The organism is Sphingorhabdus buctiana, assembly GCF_042680825.1.
Lineage (GTDB): Bacteria > Pseudomonadota > Alphaproteobacteria > Sphingomonadales > Sphingomonadaceae > Sphingorhabdus_B > Sphingorhabdus_B buctiana.
Genome location: NZ_JBHUEL010000002.1, coordinates 395620 through 420248, shown reverse-complemented (window position 1 = coordinate 420248; position 24629 = coordinate 395620). Strand labels below are relative to the sequence as shown.

The following is a 24629-nucleotide window of genomic DNA, read 5'->3' as shown; positions in this document are numbered from 1 at the left end:
TACTCCCTTTAAGCTTTTAACTTAGCTTGGATTTTGCTCACGATCGTATCGACCGAGAAGCCAAAATGGTCGAACAACGCTTCGGCGGGCGCGGAGGCCCCGAAACTGTCGATTCCGATGTTGAGGCCATCATTGCCGGTATAGCGCTGCCAACCAAGGGTAACGCCAGCTTCGATCGACACTTTCAGCACGTCGGCAGACAGCAGTTCGGCACGATAGCCATCAGCCTGCGCATCGAAACGCTCCCAACTCGGCATCGATACGACATCGGCGCCCTGCCCGACCGCTTCAAGCGCATCGGCAACTTTCATTGCCAGTTCGACTTCGGAACCAGTCGCAATCAGCACCACCTTTCGCGCTGCCGAAGCTGCACGGAGGCGATAACCGCCCTTGGCGCTCTGGTTTTCGCTGACGTCATTGCGCAGTTGCGGCAAATTCTGGCGTGAAAGCGCCAGCAATGTCGGGCCTTTGCTGTTTTTCAACGCCAGATCCCAGCACTCTGCGGTTTCGACGGTGTCGCATGGGCGGAAAACCGTCAGGTTCGGCATTGCGCGCAGGCTGATCAGATGCTCGACCGGCTGGTGGGTTGGTCCATCCTCGCCCAGCCCGATGCTGTCATGCGTCATCACATAGACAACACGCTGCTGCTGGATAGCGGACAAGCGAATGGCATTGCGGCAATAATCGGAGAAGACCAGGAAGGTGCCACCATAGGGAATGATCCCGCCATGCAGCGCCATGCCGTTCATTGCAGCAGCCATGCCGAACTCGCGAATGCCATAATAAACATAGCGGCCCGAATAATCGTTGCGCGTCAGCGGACCGGTCGACTTGGTCTTGGTGTTGTTCGAACCCGTAAGGTCCGCTGAACCACCAACCAATTCGGGAATGGCTGCTGTCAACGCCTCGAGCGCCATTTCGGAGGCTTTGCGGGTCGCAACCTTGGCGGGATTGGCGACCAGCGAAGCCAGATAGTCCTGCATCGCGCTGGTTTGCGGCAACTCACCATTCATACGACGTGTGAACTCAGCGCCATTCGCATTTGAGTTTAAACGCTTTTGCCAATCTTGATGCGCCGCTGCGCCGCGGCTGCCCGCGGCACGCCAGGCGTCGAGGATATCGGCAGGAATTTCGAATGGCGGATGGTTCCAACCCAGTTCCGCACGCGTTGCCGCAATTTCATCCGCGCCGAGCGGCGAGCCATGCGTTGCTGATGTGCCCTGCTTGTTGGGCGCGCCCTTGCCAATCAGCGTCTTGCACGCGATCAGCGAGGGACGATTATCGGCGATAGCAGCATCTATTGCCCTCGAAATGTCAGCAAAATCATGGCCGTCGCAGCTTTCGACATGCCAACCGGTTGCGGCGTAACGCGCCTTGATATCCTCGCTCGTCGAAAGATCGGTGCCACCATCGATGGTGATGCGGTTATCATCCCACAGCACGATCAGGCGACCGAGGCCCAAATGCCCCGCCAGACCGATCGCCTCATGGTTGATACCTTCCATCAGGCAACCGTCACCGGCGATCACCCATGTCCGGTGATCGACCAGATCATCACCAAAAACTGCATTCAAGTGCCGCTCAGCCAGCGCCATGCCGACGGCCATAGCAAGCCCCTGCCCCAACGGACCGGTGGTGCTCTCTACGCCTTCAAGCTCGATATTTTCGGGATGGCCTGCACAAGGACTGTGCAGCTGGCGGAAGTTGCGGATGTCGTCGATCGTCGGGCTGGCATAACCGCTGAGATAAAGCGTCGAATAAGCCAGCATCGAGCCATGACCAGCCGAGAGTACAAAACGATCCCGGTCTGCCCATTTTGGCGAAGAAGCATCATATTTCAGATATTTGGTGTAAAGAACAGTAGCCACATCGGCCATGCCCATCGGCATTCCCGGGTGGCCGCTATTGGCTGCCTGGACAGCGTCCATCGAAAGCGCGCGAATTGCGTTTGCCATCATCTGAAGATCGGCGGACATGCATTTACCCCTTTTGCCGCCAGACAGAGCGGCCCCTGCACAATTTTTCCATGATGACTGCACGAGTCGGCTCGCGCTTCCTTTGGGGAGCGAGGCGGCAAGGGTCAAGCCATAGTCGCCATGTTTTCCGCCTATTTCGTACCTATAGCGCGTTGCCAATTGCCGCTAGTTTGCTAGTTTGTGGCAAGAACGGGGTACAAGCCATGGCACAACAACAAATGATCGAGGCAATAGGGCGGCTGGAACGCGCGGTTTCGCGTCTGGAACAAGCCAGTCTGCCGACGGCATCTGACAATCCGGAACTCGAGCAGCGTTATGCCGCGCTGAAATCGGCGACGCAGGAAGCTGTTGCCGAAATCGACCGGCTATTGGCCAAGGAGGGCGGTGTTCATGGCTGAGGTTAGGCTCAATATCGTCGGACGCGAATATATCGTAACCTGCCGCGACGGGGAGGAACAACGCCTTCTCGAGCTCGGCCGCATGGTCGATACAAAAGCGCGCGAGGCAGGCGGAAGCGCGGGCGGGCTGAATGAAAGCCGCCAGCTTTTATTTGCCGCATTGCTGTTGGCGGACCAGGTTAACGATAACGGTGGTTCGGCATCTGCTGCACAAGCGCAACCCGGCTCGATCGACGATGCGACGGCCACGCGAATGGCCCAATCGATCGAAAAGCTGGCCGAACGCGTCGAATCTTTTGCCTCGGGGCTTGAGCAAGCGACCCGGCGCGCTTAGATTGGCTGTCGGCGGAACTGCCCGGCACGAACTGATGAGAACATCCCTGAGGCGATAAGATCATCCATGGGAGCTGTCCCTGCCTGAGCCCTGGTTCAGGTTATACGGCGCCCACCTGACGTCATGGCGTCAGAGGATATTCCGGGAAACGACCCATGGTGGTTCCGCTACATTATTCAAAGGGTTATTTGGGTGCCAGAAGGTGATGTGAAATCCACTTTGCGGCGCAAATGCCGGGCCGAGCGTGACCGGTTTGTTGCGGCTATGGCTCCAGGTCAAAAGGCTTTGGCATTCAGCCACCTCCCCAGCCCGCTCGCGAAGCTATGCCTGAAGGGCACAGTTGTGGCAGGCTATATCAGCATTGGATCGGAAGCAGACCCGTCGCACCTGCTCGCTGGCGCAGCTTCGCAAGGCTGCATCATCGCTCTTCCCCATGTCACAAGCAAGGTTTCGCCGATGCGATTCCTTCACTGGTCAGCGGGCGAGCCGCTCGAAATGGGCCCCTTCGGCCTGTCTCAGCCGCTGGCCGATGCTCCAGAGGTTCGTCCTGATATCATTTTGGCACCGCTAGTCGCGTTCGACACGCGGCTGATGCGGTTGGGGCAAGGTGCAGGCCATTATGACCGCGCGCTGAGCCTTCTCGAAAACAGTGCAGCCATCGGAATCGCTTGGTCGATTCAGGAAGTGGACCTAGTCCCGACCGATCCATGGGATATTCCGCTGGATGCGATACTTACAGAAAAGAGCTGGATCAGCCGATGAACCATCCCAATCCCCCTCCCCCGCCCACATGGCGCAAGCCGGCCGGAATGTTTCTTATCCTGCTGATGATCGCTGTTTTGGCCGCAATCGTTGCAAGCCAGGCTGATACAATCGGCGGATGGCCAATATGGCTGCAGGCTATTGCATACCTGTTTTTGGGCACGATCTGGATCGCCCCGTTGCGGCCATTGCTGATCTGGATGGAAACCGGAAAATGGCGCGAGTGACGGGGCTCGAACCCGCGACCTCCGGCGTGACAGGCCGGCGCTCTAACCAACTGAGCTACACCCGCTTGATGCGGTGACGGCGCTCCTAGAAGCGGTGGCTCCGGCTGTCAACAGCGAGAATGTAAGAAACGAAATTTTCTTGCGTATTCGGTTCGCGTCAGTGCCTGTGGTTATAACGGCGGCTTCAGCCATCATTTACCATTCTCGTTTGATTTTACACGAATCCACAAGCTTTATACAATATATATCTCTATTATTCAGTGATTTAACTGATTAACGCCTGCAAAGGTGGCTTAACCTTTTCTTGACCCCCTTTTGCCATAAGGGTGGCATGTTGAGGACCAGCTCACTTCATAATCGGCTTCAAGCCGCATGCCCGCGTTTTGCGACGCTGTCTGTTTGCGCCTTTGCCATTGGCGCAATTGCACACACGCCTGCATGGGCGGCGGGTACGCTTGCCGGCACGAATATCGAGAATATCGCAACCGCAAGCTTCGATACCGGCTCGGGTACAGTCGACATCCAATCGAACACGTCGGTCATCCTCGTTGACGAGTTGCTCGACGTCACCGTCGCCAGCACGGATCCGGGGGACGTAACGACGACACCCGGAGCCACCGGGGTTTCGCTTACCTATCGTGTGACCAACAATGGCAACGGTCCGGAATCGTTTCGCCTGACAGTCAATGTCGCAAACAGCGGTGACGATTTTGATCCTGTATTCGGCCAAATCGTAATCGATACCAACAATAACGGCGTTTATGATGCTGGCGTCGACACCGTTTATGTCGCTGGCACCAACGATCCATTGTTGCAGCCCGACGAAAGCGTGAATGTCTTCGTTCTGACGAACATCCCTTCGACGCAAGCGAATGGTGATCGCGCTAGCGTCAGCCTTGTAGCCAGCGCAGGTACGGGAACCGGCGCGCCGGGAACGACTTTTGCCGGTGCGGGTGAAGGTGGCGGCGATGCCGTTGTTGGAACGACGGGCGCCGATGGTGATGCCAATGGCTTCATCCGAGTGGACGCTGCTTCTGTCGTGCTGGCAAAATCGGCGACCATTCTTGATCCCTTTGGTGGTTCCAACGCTGTCCCCGGTTCGATCATCACCTACACGCTTGTTGCGACCGTCGGTGGAACGGGAACGCTCAACAATCTGGTGATCAACGATCCATTACCTGCGGGCACAAGCTATGTGGCCGGTAGCCTTACGCTGCAGGCAGCATCGTTGACCGATGCAGCCGACACCGATGCCGGCAATTTCAACGGAACCCGCGTGAGCGTGACCTTGGGGAATGTGCCTTCGGGCGAAACCCGAACAGTAACATTCCAGACACGGATCCAGTGAGCCAGGACATGATAAAAATCCTCTCAGCCTTGATCGCCTTCTGCCTCGCAGCTCCTGCATTTTCGGCGCCTCTCGAATTGGCGAGCGAAGTGTTTGTCGAGCGTGTCCAGAAGCGTGCCGATGGATCGACCGCGACCGTTCTGGAAGCACCGAAACTCGTCGTTCCTGGCGATCAACTTGTGTTTGTCGTTCGCTACAAAAATGCCAGCGCACAGCCGGCGTCGAAACTGAGCGTAACCAACCCAATTCCTCGCGCTGTGGCATTTTCGGGAACAGCGGATGGCACCGAAATCGTGTCGGTCGATGGTGGCAAAAACTGGGGCACACTTGCCCAGTTGAAAGTTCCCAAGGCCGACGGCGCCTTTCGCCAGGCGCTCCCTTCAGACGTCACGCACGTCAAATGGAACCTCAATCAAACGCTTGCCGCAGGATCTGCTGGCAAGCTCGTATTTCGCGGGGTCGTGAGATGACCTCCAACGAAAACCGCAAGGATTGCGGCGGCAAATTGCAATCAACCCAACCGCAACAGGAGCATAAGCATGACCAGTAAGCTTAAATTCCTCGTTGCCACAAGTACTGTCACGGCGGTGTTGATGAACGCAGGTTCCGCTCACGCTGCAGGGACACTTGTAGGCACCGACGTACAAAACAATGTAACGGTCGATTTCCAGGTTGGCGGCGTCAACCAGACCGCTGCCACTGCATCAAACACATTCGATGTCGACCGTAAGGTGATCTTCTCTGTCGCCGAAGCTGCTACTACCGGAACCACTTCGGTTTCGCCGGGCCAACAGGATGCCGTGACGACCTTTGTTGTCACCAACACGACCAACGACACGCTCGATTTCAACCTGACCGGTGCTCAACTGTCGGGCGGCACCGCAGAACATGGTGGCACCGATGTGTTTGACGTCGCCAACTTGCAGGTTTTCGTGGATGCCAACAACAATGGTACTTACGAAGCGGGCACCGATATTGCGACGACGATCGACAATCTGGCACCCGATGCCAGCGTGCGCGTCTTCGTGATCGGCGATATTCCCCTGACTCAAACCAATGGCCAGGTGGCTGGGGTTACCCTTACGGCCACAGCGCGCAATAGCGACGGTACAGCCATCACTGCCGCGACCGATTTGACTGCCAATACGGCGGGCATCGAAACCATCTTCGCCGACAGTGGGCGCGATGGCATCGAAACCGATGGTGACGATTTCACGGTAGCCGCCGCCAACCTCTCGGTTGTTAAATACAGCCGCGTCGTTTCCGATGGCGTCAGCGTAACCAATCCGAAAGCCATTCCGGGCGCGGTTGTTGAATATTGTATCGCCGTCAGCAATGGCGCCGGTGCGGCAACGGCAACCAACGTCAACATTTCGGACAATCTGACAACGGTAAGCGGCGTCACCTTCCAGGGTTCGTTTACGCCGGCAACCGATGGCACCGTCGTCAATGCAGGCACCAGCACTTGCACTCCGGGCGCTGGAACGGGTTCGTATAATGCCGGCACCGACACGGTTTCGGGCACGCTGACGAACATCGCTGCGGGCCAGACCCGTACGCTTGTTTTCCGCGTAACCATCGATTGATTTGAACGAAGGGCGATGGGTGGCTTCGCCGCCTGTCGCCCCAACTTCTTATGAAGCCGTTTACCAAGAATCTTATCAAGCGCGCAGGAGCGCTGGCGGCAGCTGCCCACTTGGCTGCCGCCTGCCTTCCCGCGCATGCCCAAACTCTGCCCGATGTCATCAGCAACACCGCACAAGCGGAATGGACCTCGGGTGGACAAACGCTTTCGCAACCGTCGAATAATGTCGACATCATCGTCAACCGCGGTGTCGTACCACAGCCTACGGCATTGGACGTGTTCCACTTCGCAAATTCGGATGCAAATGCTTCATTTGCAGTGCCGCAAACCATGTGTCGAACCACGTCGGGACTGCAACCAATCAATCTGCAGGGTGCTTTTGCCGGTTTTTCGACGAATCCTGCCTCCCTAAACGCAACATCCGCCATTCGTGCGGGCGAGCCGATCGTTTTGAGGCTGGTTTCGACAGCAAGAAACCGCGATCCGAGTGCGATTGACAGTTTCGAAGCGGAAGTGGTCACGGACAGCAACGATCTTGAGCACATAATGCTGACCGAAACAGCAGCGAACAGCTCGGTTTTTGTCGCGATGATCAATACCAGTGCCATTCCGCCAACGCCGATCCGGGGCGATTGCGTCTTATCGGTACGACCTGGTGATCAATTGCGGGTCGAACTGGATGAAACGCTGGGCGGCGGGGTAATTGCGAGCACAGAAATCAATATTCTGGTCGATCCCTTTGGCCTGACCTTCGACAGTGCCGACGGAACGGCTGTCGATGGCACACAGGTAACAATTGTCGACGCAGCCACCGGGCTGCCGGCAGATGTGTTTGGAGACGACGGCGTTTCGCGGTTTCCAAGCACCATTATCGCTGGCTCACAGGTGCGCGATGCTGGCGGACAAATATATGATTTTCCAACAGGTTTTTACCGTTTCCCCTTCCTGAGGCCGGGTAATTACCGCCTGCTCGTCACGCCGCCAGCGCCTTACACACATCCATCAGTGGCGACCCCGGCTGAGATTGCGCAACTGACTCGGCCCGATGGAGGCCAATTTGTCATTGCCCCCGGTTCTTATGGCGGGATCATCACTTTGAGCGATCCTGCACCGGTTCGCGTCGATATCCCCATGGATCGCCCTGGCGGCAACCTGCAGTTGCGCAAAACGACCTCGGCATCGACAGCTGCGCCAGGTGACATTGTTCAATACCGGATAGAAGTTCGAAACGCGGATCGAACCCGCAATAGCGGACCGGTAACGGTTACCGATATTTTGCCGAATTCGATGCGCCTGCGGCTGGGAAGCGTCCGCTACAATGGCACGGCCATCACGCCCAATGTAACCGCCGATGGAACGCAATTCTCGGTCATTATTCCGCCGATTTCTGCGGGTTCCACGGGATTACTGACCTATCTGACCGAAGTTCGCGCAGACGCCCGCTCGGGTGATGCCGTCAACCTCGCGTCGGCCCGCGACAATCGCGGAACCATCAGCAACACCGCTGACACGGCGATCCGTATCGTGCGTGATGGAATAACCGAACGCTTTACGATTATCGGACGGGTAACCGAAGGCGGCTGCCAAGTTGATCCGCGTCAGGCAAAAGGCATCGCGGGCGTCCGTGTGATGCTGCAAGACGGTACCTACACCGTCACTGACAAGGATGGACGCTATCATTTCGAAGGGATAGTCCCCGGATTGCATGTGGTGCAGGTCGATCCTTCGACTTTCCCGCTTGATCAAGCCCCGGTTGATTGCGCCCGGAATACGCGCAGCGCAGGCAGCGCCATTTCCCGCTTTGTTGAAGGGCGCGGTGGCAGCCTGAAACGCGCCGATTTCCGTGCCAAACAGGTTGCACCACGCGAAAATGCCGTTGCCAAGGCGATCCCCCTTCCCGCTGCTGCGACCGATCAGGAAGCCGCTGGCGCGGAGCGCGATTGGTTCGCGGGACAACAGCCGGGCGTCGGCTTCCTGTTCCCCGAAACCGGCCACAATCCGCGCGTCAAATCCGTTCGCGTCGTTTTCAAGCACCTGCCCCGGCAAAAGATCGAGCTTACGGTGAATGGCAAGCCGGTAGATCCGTTGAACTATGACGGCACGAAGAAAAGCGCCGATGGCAAGATGCGCGCAGCAATATGGCGCGGTATCGCCATCGAAGCGGGCAACAATCGTCTTGTGGCCAAGGTAACTGATGATGACGGCAACCCTGTGCAAACTTTTGAGCACGACGTCTATTTTGCCAATGCACCGATCAACGCCAAACTGGTGAAAGAGAAATCGGTGCTGGTAGCGGACGGCGTTACGCGCCCGCGCATCGCCGTACGCCTTACCGATCGCAATGGCCGGCCGATTCCACATGGTGCGGTCGGCGATTTCGAGGTAACAGACCCGTATCGCCCAGCCGTCGAAATCGATGCCCAGCAAGCCAGCCAGCTTTCCGGCCTCGAACGTGCTGCACCGGTCTGGCGCGTGCATGGCGATGAAGGCATTGCCTATATCGAACTCGAACCGACCACCGCCTCGGGAACCGTGGCCATCACCTTGCCCATGCAGGATGGAGAAGTGAAGCGCAGCCAACGGATAGAAACCTGGCTCGATCCGGGTGATCGCCCCTGGACTGTCGTTGGCTTTGCTGCAGGAACGATCGGTTTCAACAAGCTGGAAGAAGGCCTTGAAGATATTGCAGGCGAAGAATACGCCCTCAATGTCGATGGTCGCATTGCGCTCTATGCCAAGGGCCGGGTTAGTGGCAAATGGCTGATGACGCTGGCTTATGACAGCGACAAGAAATCGGAAGATGCCCGCTTTGCCGGAACCATCGACCCGCGCCGCTATTACACCGTTTATGCCGATCGCAGCGAGCAGCGCTACGACGCCGCATCGATCCGCCGCCTTTACCTGAAGCTGGAACGGCCGCAATTCTATGCACTGTTCGGCGACTATCAGACCGGCATAGATGAGCCTGAATTGGCACGCTACCAGCGCAGCTTCAATGGTATCAAGGCCGAGTATCGCAACGATGAGATCCACGCGCAGGCCTTTGCCGCGGATACGCCTTACCGCTATCGCCGCGAGGAAATCCAGGGCACCGGCTTGACTGGGCCTTATGCCCTCGCCGCGCGCGATATCCTTGCAAACAGCGAACGCATCACCATCGAAACGCGCGATCGCCTGCAATCGAACATCATCATCGAGCGCAGGAACCTGGTTCGTCATATCGATTATGACATCGATTACCTCGCAGGAACGCTGCGTTTCCGCGAACCTATCCTGTCGCGCTCCAGCGGTCTGAATCCGCAATTCATCATCGCCGAATATGAGGTGGATGGCATCGGCCAGCGCGTCAACAATGCCGGTGGCCGCGTCAAATGGCAGTCGCCGGACCAGAAACTGCAGATTGCTGCAACCGCTATCCATGACGAGACCGACACCGATAAAACCAATCTGGTAGGCGCCGATATCCGTTATCGCCCGACAACAAGCACCGAACTCCGCGCTGAATTTGCGGCAACCGATGGCAATGCCCGCGCTGGAAGCACAACTGCAGATGCCGGTGGCGCATCAGCTGTCCTTCTCGAAGCGGAACATCATGGATCGAAGCTCGACCTGCTTGCTTATTACCGTCGCCAATCAGCTAACTTCGGGGTGGGGCAGAATAATCGCAGCGAAGTTGGCACGGAAAAGATCGGTCTTGATGGTCGCTATCGCTTGACCGACAAGCTCTCGATTTCGGCTATCGGTTATCACGAAGATTATATCGAAACCGGTGCCCGCCGCATCGCAGCTTCCACCGAACTAGAATATCGGAACGAGAAGAGTTCGCTGCGCGCCGGGCTGACCCATGCAAATGACAAGCTTGCCGACGGCTCGACGAACAAATCAACGCTCGCACGGATTGCCGGTTCGCATAAGCTGACAGAGAAGCTTGAACTCGATGCGCAGACCGAATTTGCACTTGGCGGTCAGGACGAAAGTGTCGACTTCCCCGCCCGCCATCGCTTTGGCGCACGCTATGCGATCCGCAGCGATATCGCGCTGGTGGGAAGCTATGAGATTGCCAAGGGCGAAAATATCGATGCCCGCACCGCACGCATTGGTTTTGACCTTGCACCTTGGGCTGGGGGCCGGATCATCGCCAGCGCCAACCAGCAGGATATCGGCGAATTTGGCGGCCGTACCTTTGCATCTTATGGGCTCGCGCAATCATTCAAGATCAGTGACAAATGGTCGGTGGATTTCACTGTCGACGGCAACCAGACCGTGGGCGGCTTTGATCGGAGCGACGTTGTAAATCCGTTGCACCCTGTCGCATCAGGCGGTTTCCTGGGCAGCGACGGCACGCTGACCGAGGATTTCATCGCTGTTACCGGCGGCGCGAGCTATCATGGTGAGCGCTGGAGCTGGACTGGCCGTGCCGAGTGGCGCGACGGGGATACGACCCGGCGTTATGGCTTCACCAATGCCATTTTGCGCCAGATCGGTGAAGGCAAAGCCGTCGGCGGAGCGTTGAACTGGTTCAAGGCCAAGCAGGATGGCGGTGCAACGACGACGACCGCACAGGCTGAAATCAGCTGGGCGCACCGCCCCGCTGACAGCATGTGGTCATTCCTCAACAAGACCGAATATCGGTATGACGCCGTCAAGAATGCAACAGCCGGACTTCCTGGCCCGGTTGGCGGCGCGCCATTACTCGTCGATGGTGACGTCAAATCGACCCGCATCATCAACAGCCTGTCGTTGAACTACACCCCTGTCGACGAACGCGGTGGCAGCTTTATCGAACGTGGCGAATATGCCCTGTTCTGGGGAACGCGCTATAACAGCGACCGTTTTGGTGCCGACGATGTCAAAGGCTGGAGCAATGTCATCGGCGCTGACTTGCGCTTCGATCTATCAGACGTTGCCGATATCGGCGCGTCCGGAACGGCCCGTATCGGAACGAATGGCAAGAACATCGCCTGGTCGGGCGGACCGACGCTGACGGTTACACCATTCAAGAACGCCAATGTCACGCTGGGTTATAACTTCGTCGGCTTCGAGGATCGCGACTTCGAAGAAGCCCGCTACACCCGCAGCGGCCCCTTCCTGACGTTCAAGCTGAAGTTTGACCAGACCAGCTTCCAAGGTCTCGGTCTCTAATCCTCAATCGGCGAACAAAAGCACCGGCGTTTCGACGAGTTTCTTGAGCGCCTGCACATAGCTCGCCGCATCCCAGCCATCGACTACGCGATGATCGCAGCTGATTGACAGGTTCATCAGTTTGCGGGCTTCGATCGTGTCACCCACGAACATCGGCCGTTCGACAATCTTGTTCGGCCCGATGATGGCCACTTCTGGACGGTTGATAACCGGCGTAGTCGCAATTCCGCCAAGAGGGCCGAGCGATGTAACGGTCAAAGTCGAACCGGAAAGCTCCTCGCTCTTGGCGGAGCCGTTGCGCGCTGCCTCGGCAAGGCGGCCGATTTCACTCGCCAGCTGCCAAACATTCTTATCCTGCGCATCGCGGATGACTGGCACCATCAATCCGGCATCGGTCTGTGTTGCCATTCCCAAATGCACCGACCCATAGCGAGTCACCACGCCTGCCTCATCATCGTAGCGCGCGTTGATCATCGGGAAATCGGGCAGCGTTTTGCAAATCGCCACGATCAGGAAAGGCAGCATCGTCAGCTTCGGGCGGTTGCCGCGATTGGCGTTCAAATCCGCGCGCATCGCTTCGAGTGCAGTGACGTCAAATTCCTCGACATAGCTGAAATGCGGGATGTGGCGCTTTGACGCCGCCATATTTTCAGCAATTCGGCGGCGCATGCCGATTACCTTAACCACCTCATCCGCCCGCTTGGCAGATGCGCCGGGCGCGCGATAGCCCTGCCCTGATCCATAGCTCAAATAGGCATCGAGATCCGCATGGCGCACATGCCCGCCCGACGCCTTGACGTCATTAAGATCAACGCCAAGTTCCTTGGCGCGCGCCCTAACTGCAGGAGAAGCCGTGGTTTTTTCGCGGCTTTGCGCAGGAACGTCCTCAATCAAAACAGGCTTCACAACTTCGGCGGGCGCAGCAGGCTGAACCTCAACAGCGGCGATGGGCGCAACCGGCTCTGGCTCCGCTTTTGCCATTTGCGGTGCAGGCTTGGCGTCATCCTCCTCATTCCCGGCACCCTCGGTTTCGATCTCAACCAGCATCGAACCGATGGCGATGACGTCACCTTCCTCACCAGCAACCGCCGTTACCACGCCCGATACCGGGCTTTCCATTTCGACGGTCGCCTTGTCGGTCATCATATCTGCGATCGGCTGGTCCTCTTCGATCCGGTCGCCAACTTTTACATGCCAGGCGACAATCTCCGCCTCGGCGATGCCCTCACCAATATCGGGAAGCTTGAATGTGAATTTGCCCATGGCGTCAGTCCTTCATGATCTTTTCGATGGCGCTGCTGATGCGCACCGGGCCGGGAAAATAGGCCCATTCAAGGCTGTGGGGATAAGGCGTATCAAAGCCGGTGACCCGCTCGACCGCAGCTTCAAGGTGATAGAAGCACCGTTCCTGCACCAAAGCGGCCAGCTCCGCGCCAAATCCGCTGGTGCGGGTGGCTTCGTGTACAACCAAGCATCGACCTGTCTTTTTAACTGATTCTTCAATGGTTTCTACGTCCAATGGAAGAAGTGTTCTTAAATCGACAATCTCTGCATCGATGCCCATTTCGGCGACAACCGTCTGCACCACATGCACCATCGTGCCGTAGGTGAGGATGGTCAGCGCTTCGCCTTCGCGTACGATGCCAGCCTTGCCCAGTTCGATGCGATAATAGCCTTCGGGAACAGCGCTTGCCGCATGTTTCGACCACGGCTCTACCGGGCGGTCGTAATAGCCGCTGAATGGGCCATTATAGATGCGCTTGGGTTCGAAGAAGATTACCGGATCATTATCCTCGATTGCCGCAATCAGCAGCCCTTTGGCGTCATAAGGGTTCGACGGCACCACCGTCTTGATACCGCAGACATGGGTGAAAAGGCTCTCAGGCGATTGGCTGTGGGTCTGCCCGCCGAAAATGCCGCCACCAAATGGAGAGCGTACCGTCATCGGGCAGATGAAATCACCCGCAGAACGATAGCGCAGGCGAGCCGCCTCGCTCACCAACTGATCGAGACCGGGATAGATATAATCGGCAAACTGGATTTCAGGCACCGGCCGCAAGCCATAGGCTGCCATTCCGACCCCGGCACCAATGATGCCGCATTCGCTGATCGGCGTGTCGAATACGCGGGTCTTGCCATATTTCTTCTGCAGGCCGGCCGTCGCACGGAAAACGCCACCGAAATAGCCGATATCCTCGCCCATCAGGACGACATCGCGATCGCGCTCCAGCATGATATCGAGCGCATTGTTGATCGCTTCGATCATGTTCATGGTCTTTGTTTCCGACATCATTTCGGCTCCCATTCCGGGCCGAATTTGCGGTGCTGCTCCTCAATCATCTGCGCGCACTGCTCTTTCAGGTGCCAGGGCATTTCCTCGAACACATCTTCAAACATGGTTTCAAAGGGCTGGTGCATGCCATGGCCCAAAATGCCGTTCGCCTCGGCTTCCTTCTGGGACTTCTTCACAAACTCCGCCAATTCCTCGTGAAGTGCCTGGTGCTGTTCCTCGCTCCATTCACCAAGGCCGATCAGGTGCTTTTTCAACCGGTCAACAGGATCACCAAGCGGCCATTTCTCAAACTCTTTCGCAGCGCGATAGGCAGCCGGATCGTCCGAAGTGGAATGCCCTTCGGCGCGATAGGTGAAATATTCTATAAAGGTCGGGCCGTTATTGGTGCGCGCCCGGTCCGCGGCCCAACGCATTGCAGCGTAAACCGCCAGCGGATCGTTGCCATCAACCCGCAGCGAGGCAATGCCGTAGCCCAATCCGCGCGCGGCAAAGGTCGTACGCTCTCCACCGGCGATGCCTGAGAAGGATGAAATCGCCCATTGGTTGTTCACCACCTGCATGATGACAGGAGCATTATAAACCGCTGCAAAGGTCATCGCGCTGTGGAAGTCTCCTTCCGCAGTGGAACCTTCGCCGCACCAGACCGCAGAAATGCGCGTATCCCCGCGCGAAGCGCTGGCCATTGCCCAGCCTACGGCCTGCGGATATTGCGTCGCCAGATTGCCTGAAATGGTGAAAAAGCTGTGCTCCGGTGCCGAATACATGATCGGCAGCTGGCGTCCCTTGAGATGGTCCTGCCGGTTCGAATAGATCTGATTCATCATCTTCACGAGCGGATAGCCACGTGTGATGAGGATGCCTTGCTGGCGATAGCTGGGAAAGCACATGTCGTCGCCGGCTAGCGCCATGGCGGTTGCAACCGATGTCGCCTCTTCCCCGGTGGATTTCATGTAGAAGCTGGTTTTGCCCTGCCGCTGGGCACGGAACATCCGATCGTCGAATGCACGGGTCAGCATCATGTTGCGAAGCATCAGGCTCAACTGCTCTGCATCCAGCCCGGGGTTCCAGCTGCCTTTGGCCTGATGATCATCGTCGAGCACGCGAACCAGCCCATAAGCCAGCGCTCTTATATCGGCGGGCATCGAAGCCTCATCGGGGCGGGTGATCGCGTCGACCTCTGGAATGGCAATATCGCTGAAATCGGCTTCGTCGCCAGGGCGGAACTTTGGTTCCGGAATGTGCAGCCGCAAGGGTTCAAGATTGGACTTGGTGCCTGTCATCGCTTCCTCTCGTTCCCTTTACAGGGCTCTACGCGAATCACATTTGTTTGTTGTCCGCCCTTGTTATATTATTTCAGACTCCTTTTTAGGTCAATAACCCTGACCTAAACGGCGACAGGCGCGGAAATATGGGCTTGCGGGTGATAATCGAGGACTTCGAAATCCTCGATCTCATAACCAAAGATACTGTCCGGCTTGCGCAGTAAGTGCAATTTGGGTGCGCCCGAAGGGGTGCGGGACAATTGTTCTTCGACCAGTTCGCCATGGTTCAGATAGAGATGCACATCGCCGCCCTGCCAGATGAGTTCGCCGGGCTGGTATCCGCATTGGTCTGCCAGCATCCGGATCAGCATCGACGCTGCAAAGACATTGAAACCGAAGCCCAGGCCCAAATCGCATGAGCGCTGGAACAACAGCCCGCTCAACACGCCATCGGCGACGTGGAACTGGTAGGTTTTGTGGCAAGGCGGAAGCGCCATCTGGTCTAGCTCGGCTACATTCCAGCCTTCGAAGATATGCCTGCGCGAGCCTGGATTGTTCTTCAGGCTCTGCACCAACAGTTCAATCTGGTTGATGCCTTTCTGAGCACGACGATACAGCCCCTGCCCTGCATCCTCATATTTCGGCCAATTGACCCATTGCGCGCCATATACCGGTCCCAGGTCGCCCCATTTCTCGGCAAAGTTGATGTCGTCAACGATGCGCTGTTCGAAATCTTCCTGGCTGATCTGCTCGCCGGTTTCGCGGCGATACCGGTCTAACGGCCAATCGGTCCAGATACGCACCTTTTGTTTTAACAGGTTGCGGATATTTGTGTCACCGGTGAGGAACCAAAGCATCTCGCGCGCTGCTGTTTTCCAGAAGATGCGCTTGGTGGTCAGCAATGGAATGGCATTATTGGCCAGCGAGAAACGCATCGTTGCACCGAACAAAGACCGCGTACCCACGCCAGTCCTGTCTTCCTGCACCGTTCCCTCGGTCCAGATGCGCCGCATCAGGTCGAGATACTGGTCTTCATAATGGCTCATAAAGAGCGCCTTCCCCATCGAGTCTGTACATCACGAAGCTATTCGCAGATCGCCTCGGCGGCAATGGCCAGATTATTCTATCTTTACCCTTGAAAGGCTGGAAACGCCCTTCTATAGGCACCGCCTGCCTTGCCGGTCCTGGACCGGCTTTAAGCATCGGTCGGGGAATAGCTCAGCCTGGTAGAGCACTGTCTTCGGGAGGCAGGGGCCGGAGGTTCGAATCCTCTTTCCCCGACCATTTTATCAAACAATCAGACGAGCCCCGCCTGCGGCCTGCGTCTCTATGATGAGCGGCTCTGAACCATCAGGTGTGCGGTAATCGCGCTTTACCGCGGCAATGGCGTCGGACAGCTTTGCCTGTGGCAGGATGGCAACCACACAGCCCCCGAAGCCGCCGCCAGTCATGCGCACTCCCCCTTCAGGCCCAATCGCGCTTTGCAACAAGGCAACTAGACGATCGACAGGCTCGACGGTGATTTCGAAATCATCGCGCATGGAATCATGCGATTGCGCCATCAACCTGCCCATTTCCGATAGGTCTCCACGACTGAGCGCATTCGCCGCGGCCAGTGTACGCGCATTTTCCGTCACCACATGCCGCGCACGGCGGAACTGCACATCCGGGATGTTCTGCTTTTCAGCTAGAAGTTGGTCGAGGCCGACGTCGCGAAGCGCTTTTGCACTGAAATGCCGGGTGACATCGTCGCATTGCTGCCGACGATCATTATAGGCACTTTCCGCCAGCTCGCGGCGCACGCCAGAATGCACGATCAGTATCGACACGTCAGATGGGATCGCGACCGGCAGCGTCTCAAGCGAACGGCAATCGATCGAGAGAGCACGCCCTTCCTGAGCACAAGCCGAAACAAGCTGGTCCATGATGCCGCAGGCGCAGCCGACATGCACATTTTCGGCTCTTTGCGCCGCAAGGGCAATTTCGACCATGCCAAGAGCATCGAGACCGAATTGCGCTTTCAACGCCAGCCCAAGCGCAACCCCAAGCGAGGCGGACGAGGATAACCCTGCCCCCTGCGGCACATTGCCACTGATCGCCATATTTGCGCCGCTGAGCTGATAACCACTGTCCCGCAGCACCGCCGCCATGCCGCGCACATGCTTTGTCCATTCCAAATCCGGGCAATCGGCCATCGGAGAATCCGCGGAAAAGCTGTCCTCTGACGCAAGATCTGCCGCCATGACGTCAATCAAATCGCCCAACTTTGGGCCAATGGCCACCGCAGTGCCAAAGCCGATGGCGCAGGGCAGCACGAAGCCGTCATTATAGTCGGTATGTTCGCCGATCAGGTTCACCCGGCCCGGCGCGTAGGCGATATGCGCGGGCTCGTTACCGAAATGCTCGACAAAAGCCCTTCGTGCATTCTCGGCTGCAGAGGGATGCATCACTGATCCCCTGCCAGAAAATGCACTTGGCTCGTCTGTCGCAAAGCCGCCGCCGCTTGTTCGGGGGTCAGGTCCCTTTGCGCCTCTGCCAACATTTCAAAACCGACCATGAACTTGCGAACGCTCGCAGATCGCAAAAGCGGCGGATAGAAATGTGCGTGAAGCTGGACACCTGGATAGTCTCCGCCATCAAAAGGTGCGCCGTGCCAGCCCATCGAATAGGGGAAAGAGCATTGGAAAAGATTGTCGTAACGAATGGTAATCTCTTGCAATGCGACAGCGAGGTCGTTGCGCTGTGCGCGCTCGAGTTGTTGTAGCGAGGACACCGCAAATTTGGGCAGTAAAAGCAACTCAAATGGCCAGCTCGCCCACCAGGGAACTATTGCCATCCAATATTCGGTATCTACGACAACTCTCTCTTTTTTATATTTTTCTTGCGAAACAAGATCGAGCAAAAGCGGCGCTCCATGCGCTTTGAAATAGGCGACCTGATTGTCGGCTTCGGTAGCGATTTCATCGGGGACATGCCGTGTGGCCCACACCTGCCCATGCGGGTGCGGGTTGGAGCACCCCATCACACTACCCTTATTCTCGAAAACCTGCACCCAGGCGTGGTTCTGCGCCAATGCTTCGGTCTGTTCGGCCCAGACATCGACGATAGCCGCAATTTCATCGCATTCGAGCTGCGCCAGCGACTTCCCGTGATCCGGCGAAAAGCAGATCACCCTGCAAGTGCCAGAAGCGCTCTCGGACCGGAACAATCGTTCATTTTCTGCAGCAGCCGCATTCCCCTCAGGCAACAGCGCCGCAAAATCGTTTTCGAACACGTAAACGCCCGAATATTCGGGATTTATGGTGCCATTCGCACGTTCATTTCCGGCACATAAATAACAGTCAGGATCATGCGCCACTGTCTCCGGAACGGAAACCGCCTCCGCCTGCCCCAGCCATGGGCGTTGTGAACGGTGTGGCGAGACAAGAATCCACTTACCATTCAATGGGTTGAACCTGCGATGTGGTGACTGTTTCAAAACCCTGTCCTCTTCGAAACGAGCGACCACCATTGTTGGCGTAAAGCCCAAGCAATTCCAACCGACATAAGTTCGCATTTTACAAAAATAAATTGCGGTTAACCATTCGTTGACGATGCCTCGTTAACGCGGACAGCATGCATGCACGCATTGTCATCGTGGACGACCGGGCGACGAATCTTCGCATCTATGCGCAGTTCGTAGCAATGATGGGTTCGGACTATAGCTCTGTATGCTTCCAGAGTGCCGTAGAGGCGTTGGCCTGGCTCGACAATGAAACCCCCGACTTGCTGATTGTCGACTATCGCATGCCCGAAATGACAGGGGCCGATTTCATTCGCCGCATTCGCAGCCGCCCCGATAGCCACAACATTCCGGCTATCGTGATTACAGCCCGGCAAGATCGCGAATGCCGCATTGCTGCGCTGGACGCAGGTGCGACCGATTTCTTGCAAAGCCCCGTGACGCATGCCGAGTTCAAGGAACGTGCGGAGCTGCTCATCGGACAGCACCGCAAGCGCATCGAGCTTGAACAGCGCGCAACCATTTCCGCCGTAAGCAAAGAAGAGCGCAACGAACAAGTTGCCGGGAAATCGATGCTTGAGCAGATCATCGATACCACTCCGGTGATGATCGTCGCCACCGACCGCAACGGCAAAGTGCTGTTCATTAACAGTTACCAGTCTGCGATGCTTGGCCAGGAAACCGAAACGCTGATCGGGCGTTCGATTTCCGACATTCTCGAGCCGCAATTGGCGGAGCGCGAACAACGTCGCAACGCCCTGATTATCGAAGGTGCACCTTCGATCCCCAATTATGAAGAAGCCTATGTCAGCGATGGCGTTCAGCTGACTTTCCATTGCAACAAGTCGCCTTTGCTCAACAAGGACGGCCAGGTGATCGGGGTATTGACCTCTGCTGTCGATATCACGGCGCGCAAATTTGCCGAGGAACACCGTACCCATCTGGCGCTGCACGACTTGCTGACCGGATTGCCGAACCGCGCTTTGCTCGCTGAGCATATGCGCCAGACAATCGAAGAATGTAACAGCAGCCAATCCAAGGCGGCGCTGCTGCTCGTCGACCTTGATCGCTTCAAGGTCATCAATGACACCCGCGGACACCAGGCAGGCGACACCTTGTTGCGGCAGGTTTCCGAGCGGATAAGCAGCTCGCTCGACGCCAATGAACTCGCCGCACGCATTGGTGGCGACGAATTTGCGATCATCCTGCGCGATATCAAAAGCGTAGAGGATGTCAGCAGCAAGTGCCACCATCTGCTGAGCCAGATCGGCAAAAGCTATGCGATCGGCGATTCCGACCAATTGATTGGGGCGAGCATCGGGGTTGCGATGATCCCCGATGACAGCGATTCCCCCGATGAGCTGCTGCGCCTTGCCGACCTCGCCATGTATGAAGCGAAATCAAGCGGGCGTAATCGCCATTGCTTCTTCTCGCCCAAGCTGAACCAGATTGCGCAGTTCAATGCAGGCGTCGAAGCCGATCTTCGCCGCGCAATCGACAATGACGAACTGTTCCTCGAATATCAGCCGATCGTTGAAGCAAGCGACGCGAGCTATACCGGGCTTGAGGCGCTGCTCCGCTGGCAACATCCGGTGCGGGGCCGCTTGATGCCGAATGAATTCATGCGCGTCGCCAACGATTCCGGCCTTATCGATCGCATCGGCCAATGGGTCATAGACGCCGTTTGCCGTCAGATCTCGGAATTCAAGGCAGAAGGCATTCGCCTGCCCCATATCGCGATCAACATTTCCCCGCGTCAATTCCACGCGGGCAAATTGTGTGACGAAATACTCGGCAAGATTGCGCAATATGGCATTCAGCCTGGCCAGATTGTCGTCGAAATCACCGAAGAATTGCTGCTCGACCAAAGCGTGAAGTTGATGGAGCAGCTTCGCAGCCTGCGACGCAACGGCATCGAACTGTCGATTGACGATTTCGGAACCGGCTATTCATCGCTGCAATATCTGCGAGATCTGCCGGCCAATCGGCTCAAGATCGACCAGACATTCGTTTCGCGCATCGAACATTCGGCAACCGACCGTGCCATCATCTCCACCATCGGACACCTCGCCCACGCCTTGGGCATGCGGGTCGTGGCCGAAGGCGTGGAAAATGAAGCGCAGCGCATGTTGCTGCGTGCATCGGGTTGCGACGAACTGCAGGGCTATCTGTTCGGCCGATCGCTGACTGTCGACCAGTTGCGCGCAACATTCGGCCAAGCCGCGGCGGTGCAGCAATGAGGCGGCTTTTCGGAAAACGGGCACCACTGGCCCCTGAGCAGGAAATCCTGCTGAACCGCCTCGTCATGGGATCGGCATCGTGCCTGGCCGTCTATTTCCTGGCCTATAACAGCTTCATTCTTGCTGCCTTTGCGGTCTATCTGACGCTGAACGCGACCTTGTTCACAATGCGCCACAAAGGCATCTGGCCGGAAGAGCGCCGCTGGATCGCGGCCATCATGCTCGATGTCGGCATGGCTTTTGCCGTAATGATGCGGGCGACCGAGACGATGTCGTTCTTTTACCCGCTATTGTTGTGGGTCATTCTCGGCAACGGTTTCCGATATGGCGTCCGCTACCTCGTATTCGCATCCGCCGTTTCGGTGCTTGCCTTTGGTACAGTGGTCATGACCACCGATTACTGGGCGCCCAATCGGGTACTTGGTTACAGCCTCACGCTCGCGCTCATTGTCATTCCGGCCTATTGCTCGACGCTGATCCGCAAGCTGTCGAAAGCGAAGGAAGAAGCCGAAGAGGCGAACCGTGCCAAAGGCTATTTCCTTGCGAGCGTAAGCCACGAATTGCGCACGCCGCTGAATGCGATCATCGGCTATGGTAATCATTTGCGCCAGATGTCGATGCCCAAGACCCAGCACGACATGGTCGAAGCCAGCGTCTTGGCCGGTGAACATCTGTTGCACCTGATCGATCAATTGATCCAGGTTGCCAAAAGCGACAGCAAGGCCGCCAAGGTGGTAATACGCCCCTTGCGCATCACGGAACTGCTGACCGAAATTCGGGATATCATGTTGGTCCGCGCAAAGGATAAATCGCTGGCCTTGCAGATCGCCGCCGAACCGATGAGCGACCAGAGCGTCGATGGCCCGGCAGACATCATCCGCAATATTTTGCTGAACCTTACCGGGAATGCGATCAAGTTCACCGAATCCGGAACCGTGTCGGTAAATGCCGGGCTACGCAGCAGCGACGATAAGACAATGTTGTGGTTCAGCGTGAGCGACACCGGCATCGGGATCGCCAGCGATGCGGTCAACAAAATATTCGAGCCGTTCCAGCAGGCAGACGACACCGTTATGAACCGCTTCGGTGGCACCGGCCTTGGCCTTGCCATCTGTAAGCAGCTTGTTACGCAAGTAGGCGGATCGATTTCCGTCGACAGCACCATCGGCCGAGGCAGCTGCTTCACCGTCGAAATTCCAGTGACCGCGATCGAAAACGAAGCCAGCAATGGCGAGGCGCTGGTCGAACAACCCGTCCGCATCCTGGCTTGTGGCATGTTCGAGCATGAATTGCTGGCCAAGGCACAGAATGCCGGCAATTACAGCGTCAAGGCTGTTACCTGCCGCAACGCGCAGGAACTGGAAAAGGCGGTTTCCCAGTTCGATCTTGCGGATTTCGATATTGCGATGATCGACGACCGCGTGGCACGTGCCTTTGGTTCTGATGCTGCCATTTGGCAAACCTTCGCAAATGCAGAGGTCGCAGCCGTCCTGGTATCCCACGATAAGGAACCTGACCTCGGCGAAATCGAACTGCGCGCCGCATTTGCGACGGTTATCCCCGCCGATGCGAGCTTTAGCCAGCTGCGCAGCGCCGTTCGGATCGGTTGTTCCTTTGCCCACAAGCCGCATTTTGATGCACGCAAGGCGCGGGCGCAAAACATGGTCGAGGCGAGCTACACTCCTCGGTCGGTGCTGGTGGCCGATGACAACCGCACCAACCGCAACATCCTGACCGCGATACTAGAGGCTGCTGGCCACAAGGTGACGCAGGTTTGCGACGGCGACGAAGTACTAGACATCCTCGAAAAGCAGCCGTTTGACATCCTCTTGCTCGATGTGAACATGCCGCGCTTGAATGGCATCGATGCTTGCCGCATGTGGCGTCAGATTGAGGGCAATCGGTTCCATCTGCCCATTATTGGCGTCACCGCCGACGCAACGTCAGAGACAGAAGCGCGCTGCCTGAGCGCCGGAATGGACATGCGTTTGACCAAACCGATAAATTCGGCGCTGCTGCTCGCCACCATCGAAAAATACTGCGCTCCTGTCGATGCGGCCGGTGCATTGCCCAGCAAGGAACAGGACCCGCTGAATATCGTTGTTCCGATCGAAGCTGCGGCCAAATCCGGCAACGAAGATGCTGCCATCAACCAGCAACATATTGACTATCTCAACTCGATAGGTGGCCAGGATTTCGTTGCCAGCATGTTTGAGGGCTTTCTGGAAGATTCGCTGGAGAGCAATGCCAGCATGGCAAAGGCTGTCGACCAACGTGACCCATCGCTCTTCCGATTTGCAGCGCACGCCTTCAAAAGTGCCGCCAACAATATCGGCGCCAACCAGCTTTCAAGCCTTTGTGGCCGATTGGAGAAAATCACCGAAGCCGAATTCAACGAAAAGGGCCGCATCTACCTTGTCCAGGTAGAGCGCGAGCTTGATCGCGTGAAAGCGGAATTGGGAGAGATCGCCGCCGTCGAACGACGTTCGGGAGCTGCCTAAACCGCAGTCAGGGTGCGACGGATGCGCCGCTCCTGCGCATCGGCAAGGCGTTCCATCTTCCGGACATCAGCCTCAGTCAAAGTCATCGCTGTCTCTGCCCAGACGGTGGTAATCCTCATCAATTCATCCAGTTCGACCGGATCGGCGGCACGGCGCGCACGATAGACCGCCCGTTCAGCTGCAAAGCGGTTGCGGTTGCGCTGGCAATAATCGACGATCGTTGCTTCGCCCTGCCCGTCCTCGGCAAGGATATCGACAATCCCGAGTTCGTATAACTCTTCGGCGGTGTGGATCTTGCCTTCAAGGATGAACTGTTCCGCCATTTTGCGGCCGACCCGGCGCAACAGGAAACTGTAAGCACCCATTCCTGGAAACAGGTTGAAGACAATCTCGGGCAATCCAAGCCGAGCGCTGCGTTCCGCAACCAGAATGTCGAATGCCAGCGCATGTTCAAAGCCGCCGCCAAGCGCGTCGCCTTGGACCAGTGCCATGGTAATGATCGGCGCGCCAAAAGCATTGGAATTGGCAAACTGCATCCGCACGCATGTCTCTGCATATTTGCGCATTGCGACGAGGTCGCGCGAACGGATGCACTCGGCAAAATGGCGCAGGTCGCCGCCTAAGTTATAGATACCCGGTGTCTTCGATCCGCAGACAAAATAGCGCAAATCATCGGGGCCGCCATTTGCGGGGCGGCCATAATTGTCCGAAATCCAGTCCTGAACCTCCTGCACTTCTGCGCCCAGGCTATAGGTATAGCTAGGGCGACCGCGCTGGTTCATGAAGCACCAGAAAATCTGGTCATGTTTGTCATGGCGAAGAATGATTTCGTCGAACTTGCGACCGATAATGGGCAGGCCAAACTGGTCCCCGCTACCGAAATTCGGTCGGGAATAATCAACAGTCATGCGCGACGAAATGTCGGACAAGGGGTTATAGCTAGCCATCTCGCTCCCAATGCGAATGATGCCTGGCCACCCCAACCGGCAAATCGTCCATAGCACAAATTGCCCACAAACAAGGGGAAAATAGCGTTCTGATCAGGCGAAGTCTGAAAAT

The 24629-nt window shown here is 57.0% G+C and carries 18 protein-coding genes, 2 tRNA genes and 1 other RNA gene; 12 read left to right on the top strand and 9 right to left on the bottom strand.

The genetic code is table 11. The features are described from left to right. Positions 1–8 precede the first annotated feature (8 nt). Complete coding sequence (gene tkt, locus ACFSAG_RS02470) at positions 9–1976, bottom strand: transketolase (protein ID WP_381511082.1); 1968 nt, start codon at positions 1974–1976, stop codon at positions 9–11. A gap of 203 nt (positions 1977–2179) precedes the next feature. On the opposite strand from tkt, the gene ACFSAG_RS02465 reads away from it, so the two are divergent. The 5 genes from ACFSAG_RS02465 to ACFSAG_RS02445 all read left to right on the top strand — a co-directional run bounded on the left by ACFSAG_RS02465 (position 2180) and on the right by ACFSAG_RS02445 (position 3697). Continuing rightward, entirely contained in the window at positions 2180–2374 is a 195-nt protein-coding gene (locus ACFSAG_RS02465) for a hypothetical protein (protein WP_374610892.1), read from the top strand. Beyond that, entirely contained in the window at positions 2367–2708 is a 342-nt protein-coding gene (locus ACFSAG_RS02460; protein WP_381511080.1) for a cell division protein ZapA, read from the top strand. Before ACFSAG_RS02465 ends, ACFSAG_RS02460 begins: the two co-directional genes overlap by 8 nt. A gap of 11 nt (positions 2709–2719) precedes the next feature. After that, a non-coding RNA gene (gene ssrS / locus ACFSAG_RS02455) (6S RNA) lies at positions 2720–2877 on the top strand. Between the two features lie 23 nt (positions 2878–2900). Then, on the top strand, positions 2901–3470 hold the full coding sequence (locus ACFSAG_RS02450; RefSeq protein ID WP_381511078.1) for a 5-formyltetrahydrofolate cyclo-ligase: 570 nt from the start codon (positions 2901–2903) through the stop codon (positions 3468–3470). Further along, the gene (locus ACFSAG_RS02445) at positions 3416–3697 is read left to right on the top strand and encodes a DUF2842 domain-containing protein (protein ID WP_381511076.1); all 282 of its coding nucleotides are present in this window, start codon (positions 3416–3418) and stop codon (positions 3695–3697) included. Before ACFSAG_RS02450 ends, ACFSAG_RS02445 begins: the two co-directional genes overlap by 55 nt. On the opposite strand, the gene ACFSAG_RS02440 is transcribed toward ACFSAG_RS02445, so the two are convergent. Then, positions 3686–3762: transfer RNA gene (locus ACFSAG_RS02440), tRNA-Asp, on the bottom strand. The genes ACFSAG_RS02445 and ACFSAG_RS02440 overlap by 12 nt on opposite strands. Positions 3763–4028: 266 nt before the next feature. On the opposite strand from ACFSAG_RS02440, the gene ACFSAG_RS02435 reads away from it, so the two are divergent. The 4 genes from ACFSAG_RS02435 to ACFSAG_RS02420 all read left to right on the top strand — a co-directional run bounded on the left by ACFSAG_RS02435 (position 4029) and on the right by ACFSAG_RS02420 (position 11772). Further along, entirely contained in the window at positions 4029–5045 is a 1017-nt protein-coding gene (locus ACFSAG_RS02435) for a hypothetical protein (RefSeq protein WP_381511074.1), read from the top strand. An 8-nt stretch (positions 5046–5053) separates the two neighbouring features. Further along, positions 5054–5515: a hypothetical protein gene (locus ACFSAG_RS02430; protein WP_381511072.1), complete on the top strand. Its 462-nt coding sequence runs from the start codon at positions 5054–5056 to the stop codon at positions 5513–5515. 69 nt (positions 5516–5584) lie between these two features. Next, complete coding sequence (locus ACFSAG_RS02425) at positions 5585–6631, top strand: hypothetical protein (protein WP_381511071.1); 1047 nt, start codon at positions 5585–5587, stop codon at positions 6629–6631. 50 nt (positions 6632–6681) lie between these two features. Beyond that, complete coding sequence (locus ACFSAG_RS02420) at positions 6682–11772, top strand: hypothetical protein (protein WP_381511069.1); 5091 nt, start codon at positions 6682–6684, stop codon at positions 11770–11772. Positions 11773–11775: 3 nt separating this feature from the next. Here ACFSAG_RS02420 and ACFSAG_RS02415 read toward each other — a convergent pair whose 3' ends face one another. The 4 genes from ACFSAG_RS02415 to thyA all read right to left on the bottom strand — a co-directional run bounded on the left by ACFSAG_RS02415 (position 11776) and on the right by thyA (position 16373). After that, complete coding sequence (locus tag ACFSAG_RS02415; RefSeq protein WP_381511068.1) at positions 11776–13035, bottom strand: dihydrolipoamide acetyltransferase family protein; 1260 nt, start codon at positions 13033–13035, stop codon at positions 11776–11778. A gap of 4 nt (positions 13036–13039) precedes the next feature. Further along, entirely contained in the window at positions 13040–14065 is a 1026-nt protein-coding gene (locus ACFSAG_RS02410; RefSeq protein ID WP_374610876.1) for an alpha-ketoacid dehydrogenase subunit beta, read from the bottom strand. Further along, entirely contained in the window at positions 14062–15345 is a 1284-nt protein-coding gene (locus ACFSAG_RS02405; RefSeq protein ID WP_381511066.1) for a thiamine pyrophosphate-dependent enzyme, read from the bottom strand. Before ACFSAG_RS02405 ends, ACFSAG_RS02410 begins: the two co-directional genes overlap by 4 nt. A 104-nt stretch (positions 15346–15449) precedes the next feature. Further along, positions 15450–16373, bottom strand: coding sequence for a thymidylate synthase (gene thyA / locus ACFSAG_RS02400; protein WP_381511064.1), 924 nt, complete (start codon positions 16371–16373; stop codon positions 15450–15452). Between the two features lie 161 nt (positions 16374–16534). Between thyA and ACFSAG_RS02395 the strand changes: the two genes are divergently transcribed. Beyond that, positions 16535–16611 (top strand) — tRNA-Pro (locus tag ACFSAG_RS02395). 5 nt (positions 16612–16616) lie between these two features. Here ACFSAG_RS02395 and galK read toward each other — a convergent pair. Continuing rightward, positions 16617–17774 carry a galactokinase gene (gene galK, locus ACFSAG_RS02390; RefSeq protein WP_381511062.1) on the bottom strand — a complete coding sequence of 386 codons (1158 nt, stop codon included), beginning with the start codon at positions 17772–17774 and terminating at the stop codon, positions 16617–16619. After that, on the bottom strand, positions 17774–18838 hold the full coding sequence (locus tag ACFSAG_RS02385; protein ID WP_381511276.1) for a UDP-glucose--hexose-1-phosphate uridylyltransferase: 1065 nt from the start codon (positions 18836–18838) through the stop codon (positions 17774–17776). Before ACFSAG_RS02385 ends, galK begins: the two co-directional genes overlap by 1 nt. Positions 18839–18942: 104 nt before the next feature. Between ACFSAG_RS02385 and ACFSAG_RS02380 the strand changes: the two genes are divergently transcribed. Both ACFSAG_RS02380 and ACFSAG_RS02375 read left to right on the top strand, forming a co-directional pair. Continuing rightward, positions 18943–21069 carry an EAL domain-containing response regulator gene (locus ACFSAG_RS02380; protein WP_381511059.1) on the top strand — a complete coding sequence of 709 codons (2127 nt, stop codon included), beginning with the start codon at positions 18943–18945 and terminating at the stop codon, positions 21067–21069. Continuing rightward, positions 21066–23570 carry an ATP-binding protein gene (locus ACFSAG_RS02375; protein WP_381511057.1) on the top strand — a complete coding sequence of 835 codons (2505 nt, stop codon included), beginning with the start codon at positions 21066–21068 and terminating at the stop codon, positions 23568–23570. Before ACFSAG_RS02380 ends, ACFSAG_RS02375 begins: the two co-directional genes overlap by 4 nt. On the opposite strand, the gene ACFSAG_RS02370 is transcribed toward ACFSAG_RS02375, so the two are convergent. Further along, positions 23567–24517: a crotonase/enoyl-CoA hydratase family protein gene (locus tag ACFSAG_RS02370; protein ID WP_374610862.1), complete on the bottom strand. Its 951-nt coding sequence runs from the start codon at positions 24515–24517 to the stop codon at positions 23567–23569. The genes ACFSAG_RS02375 and ACFSAG_RS02370 overlap by 4 nt on opposite strands. Positions 24518–24629: the final 112 nt, after the last annotated feature.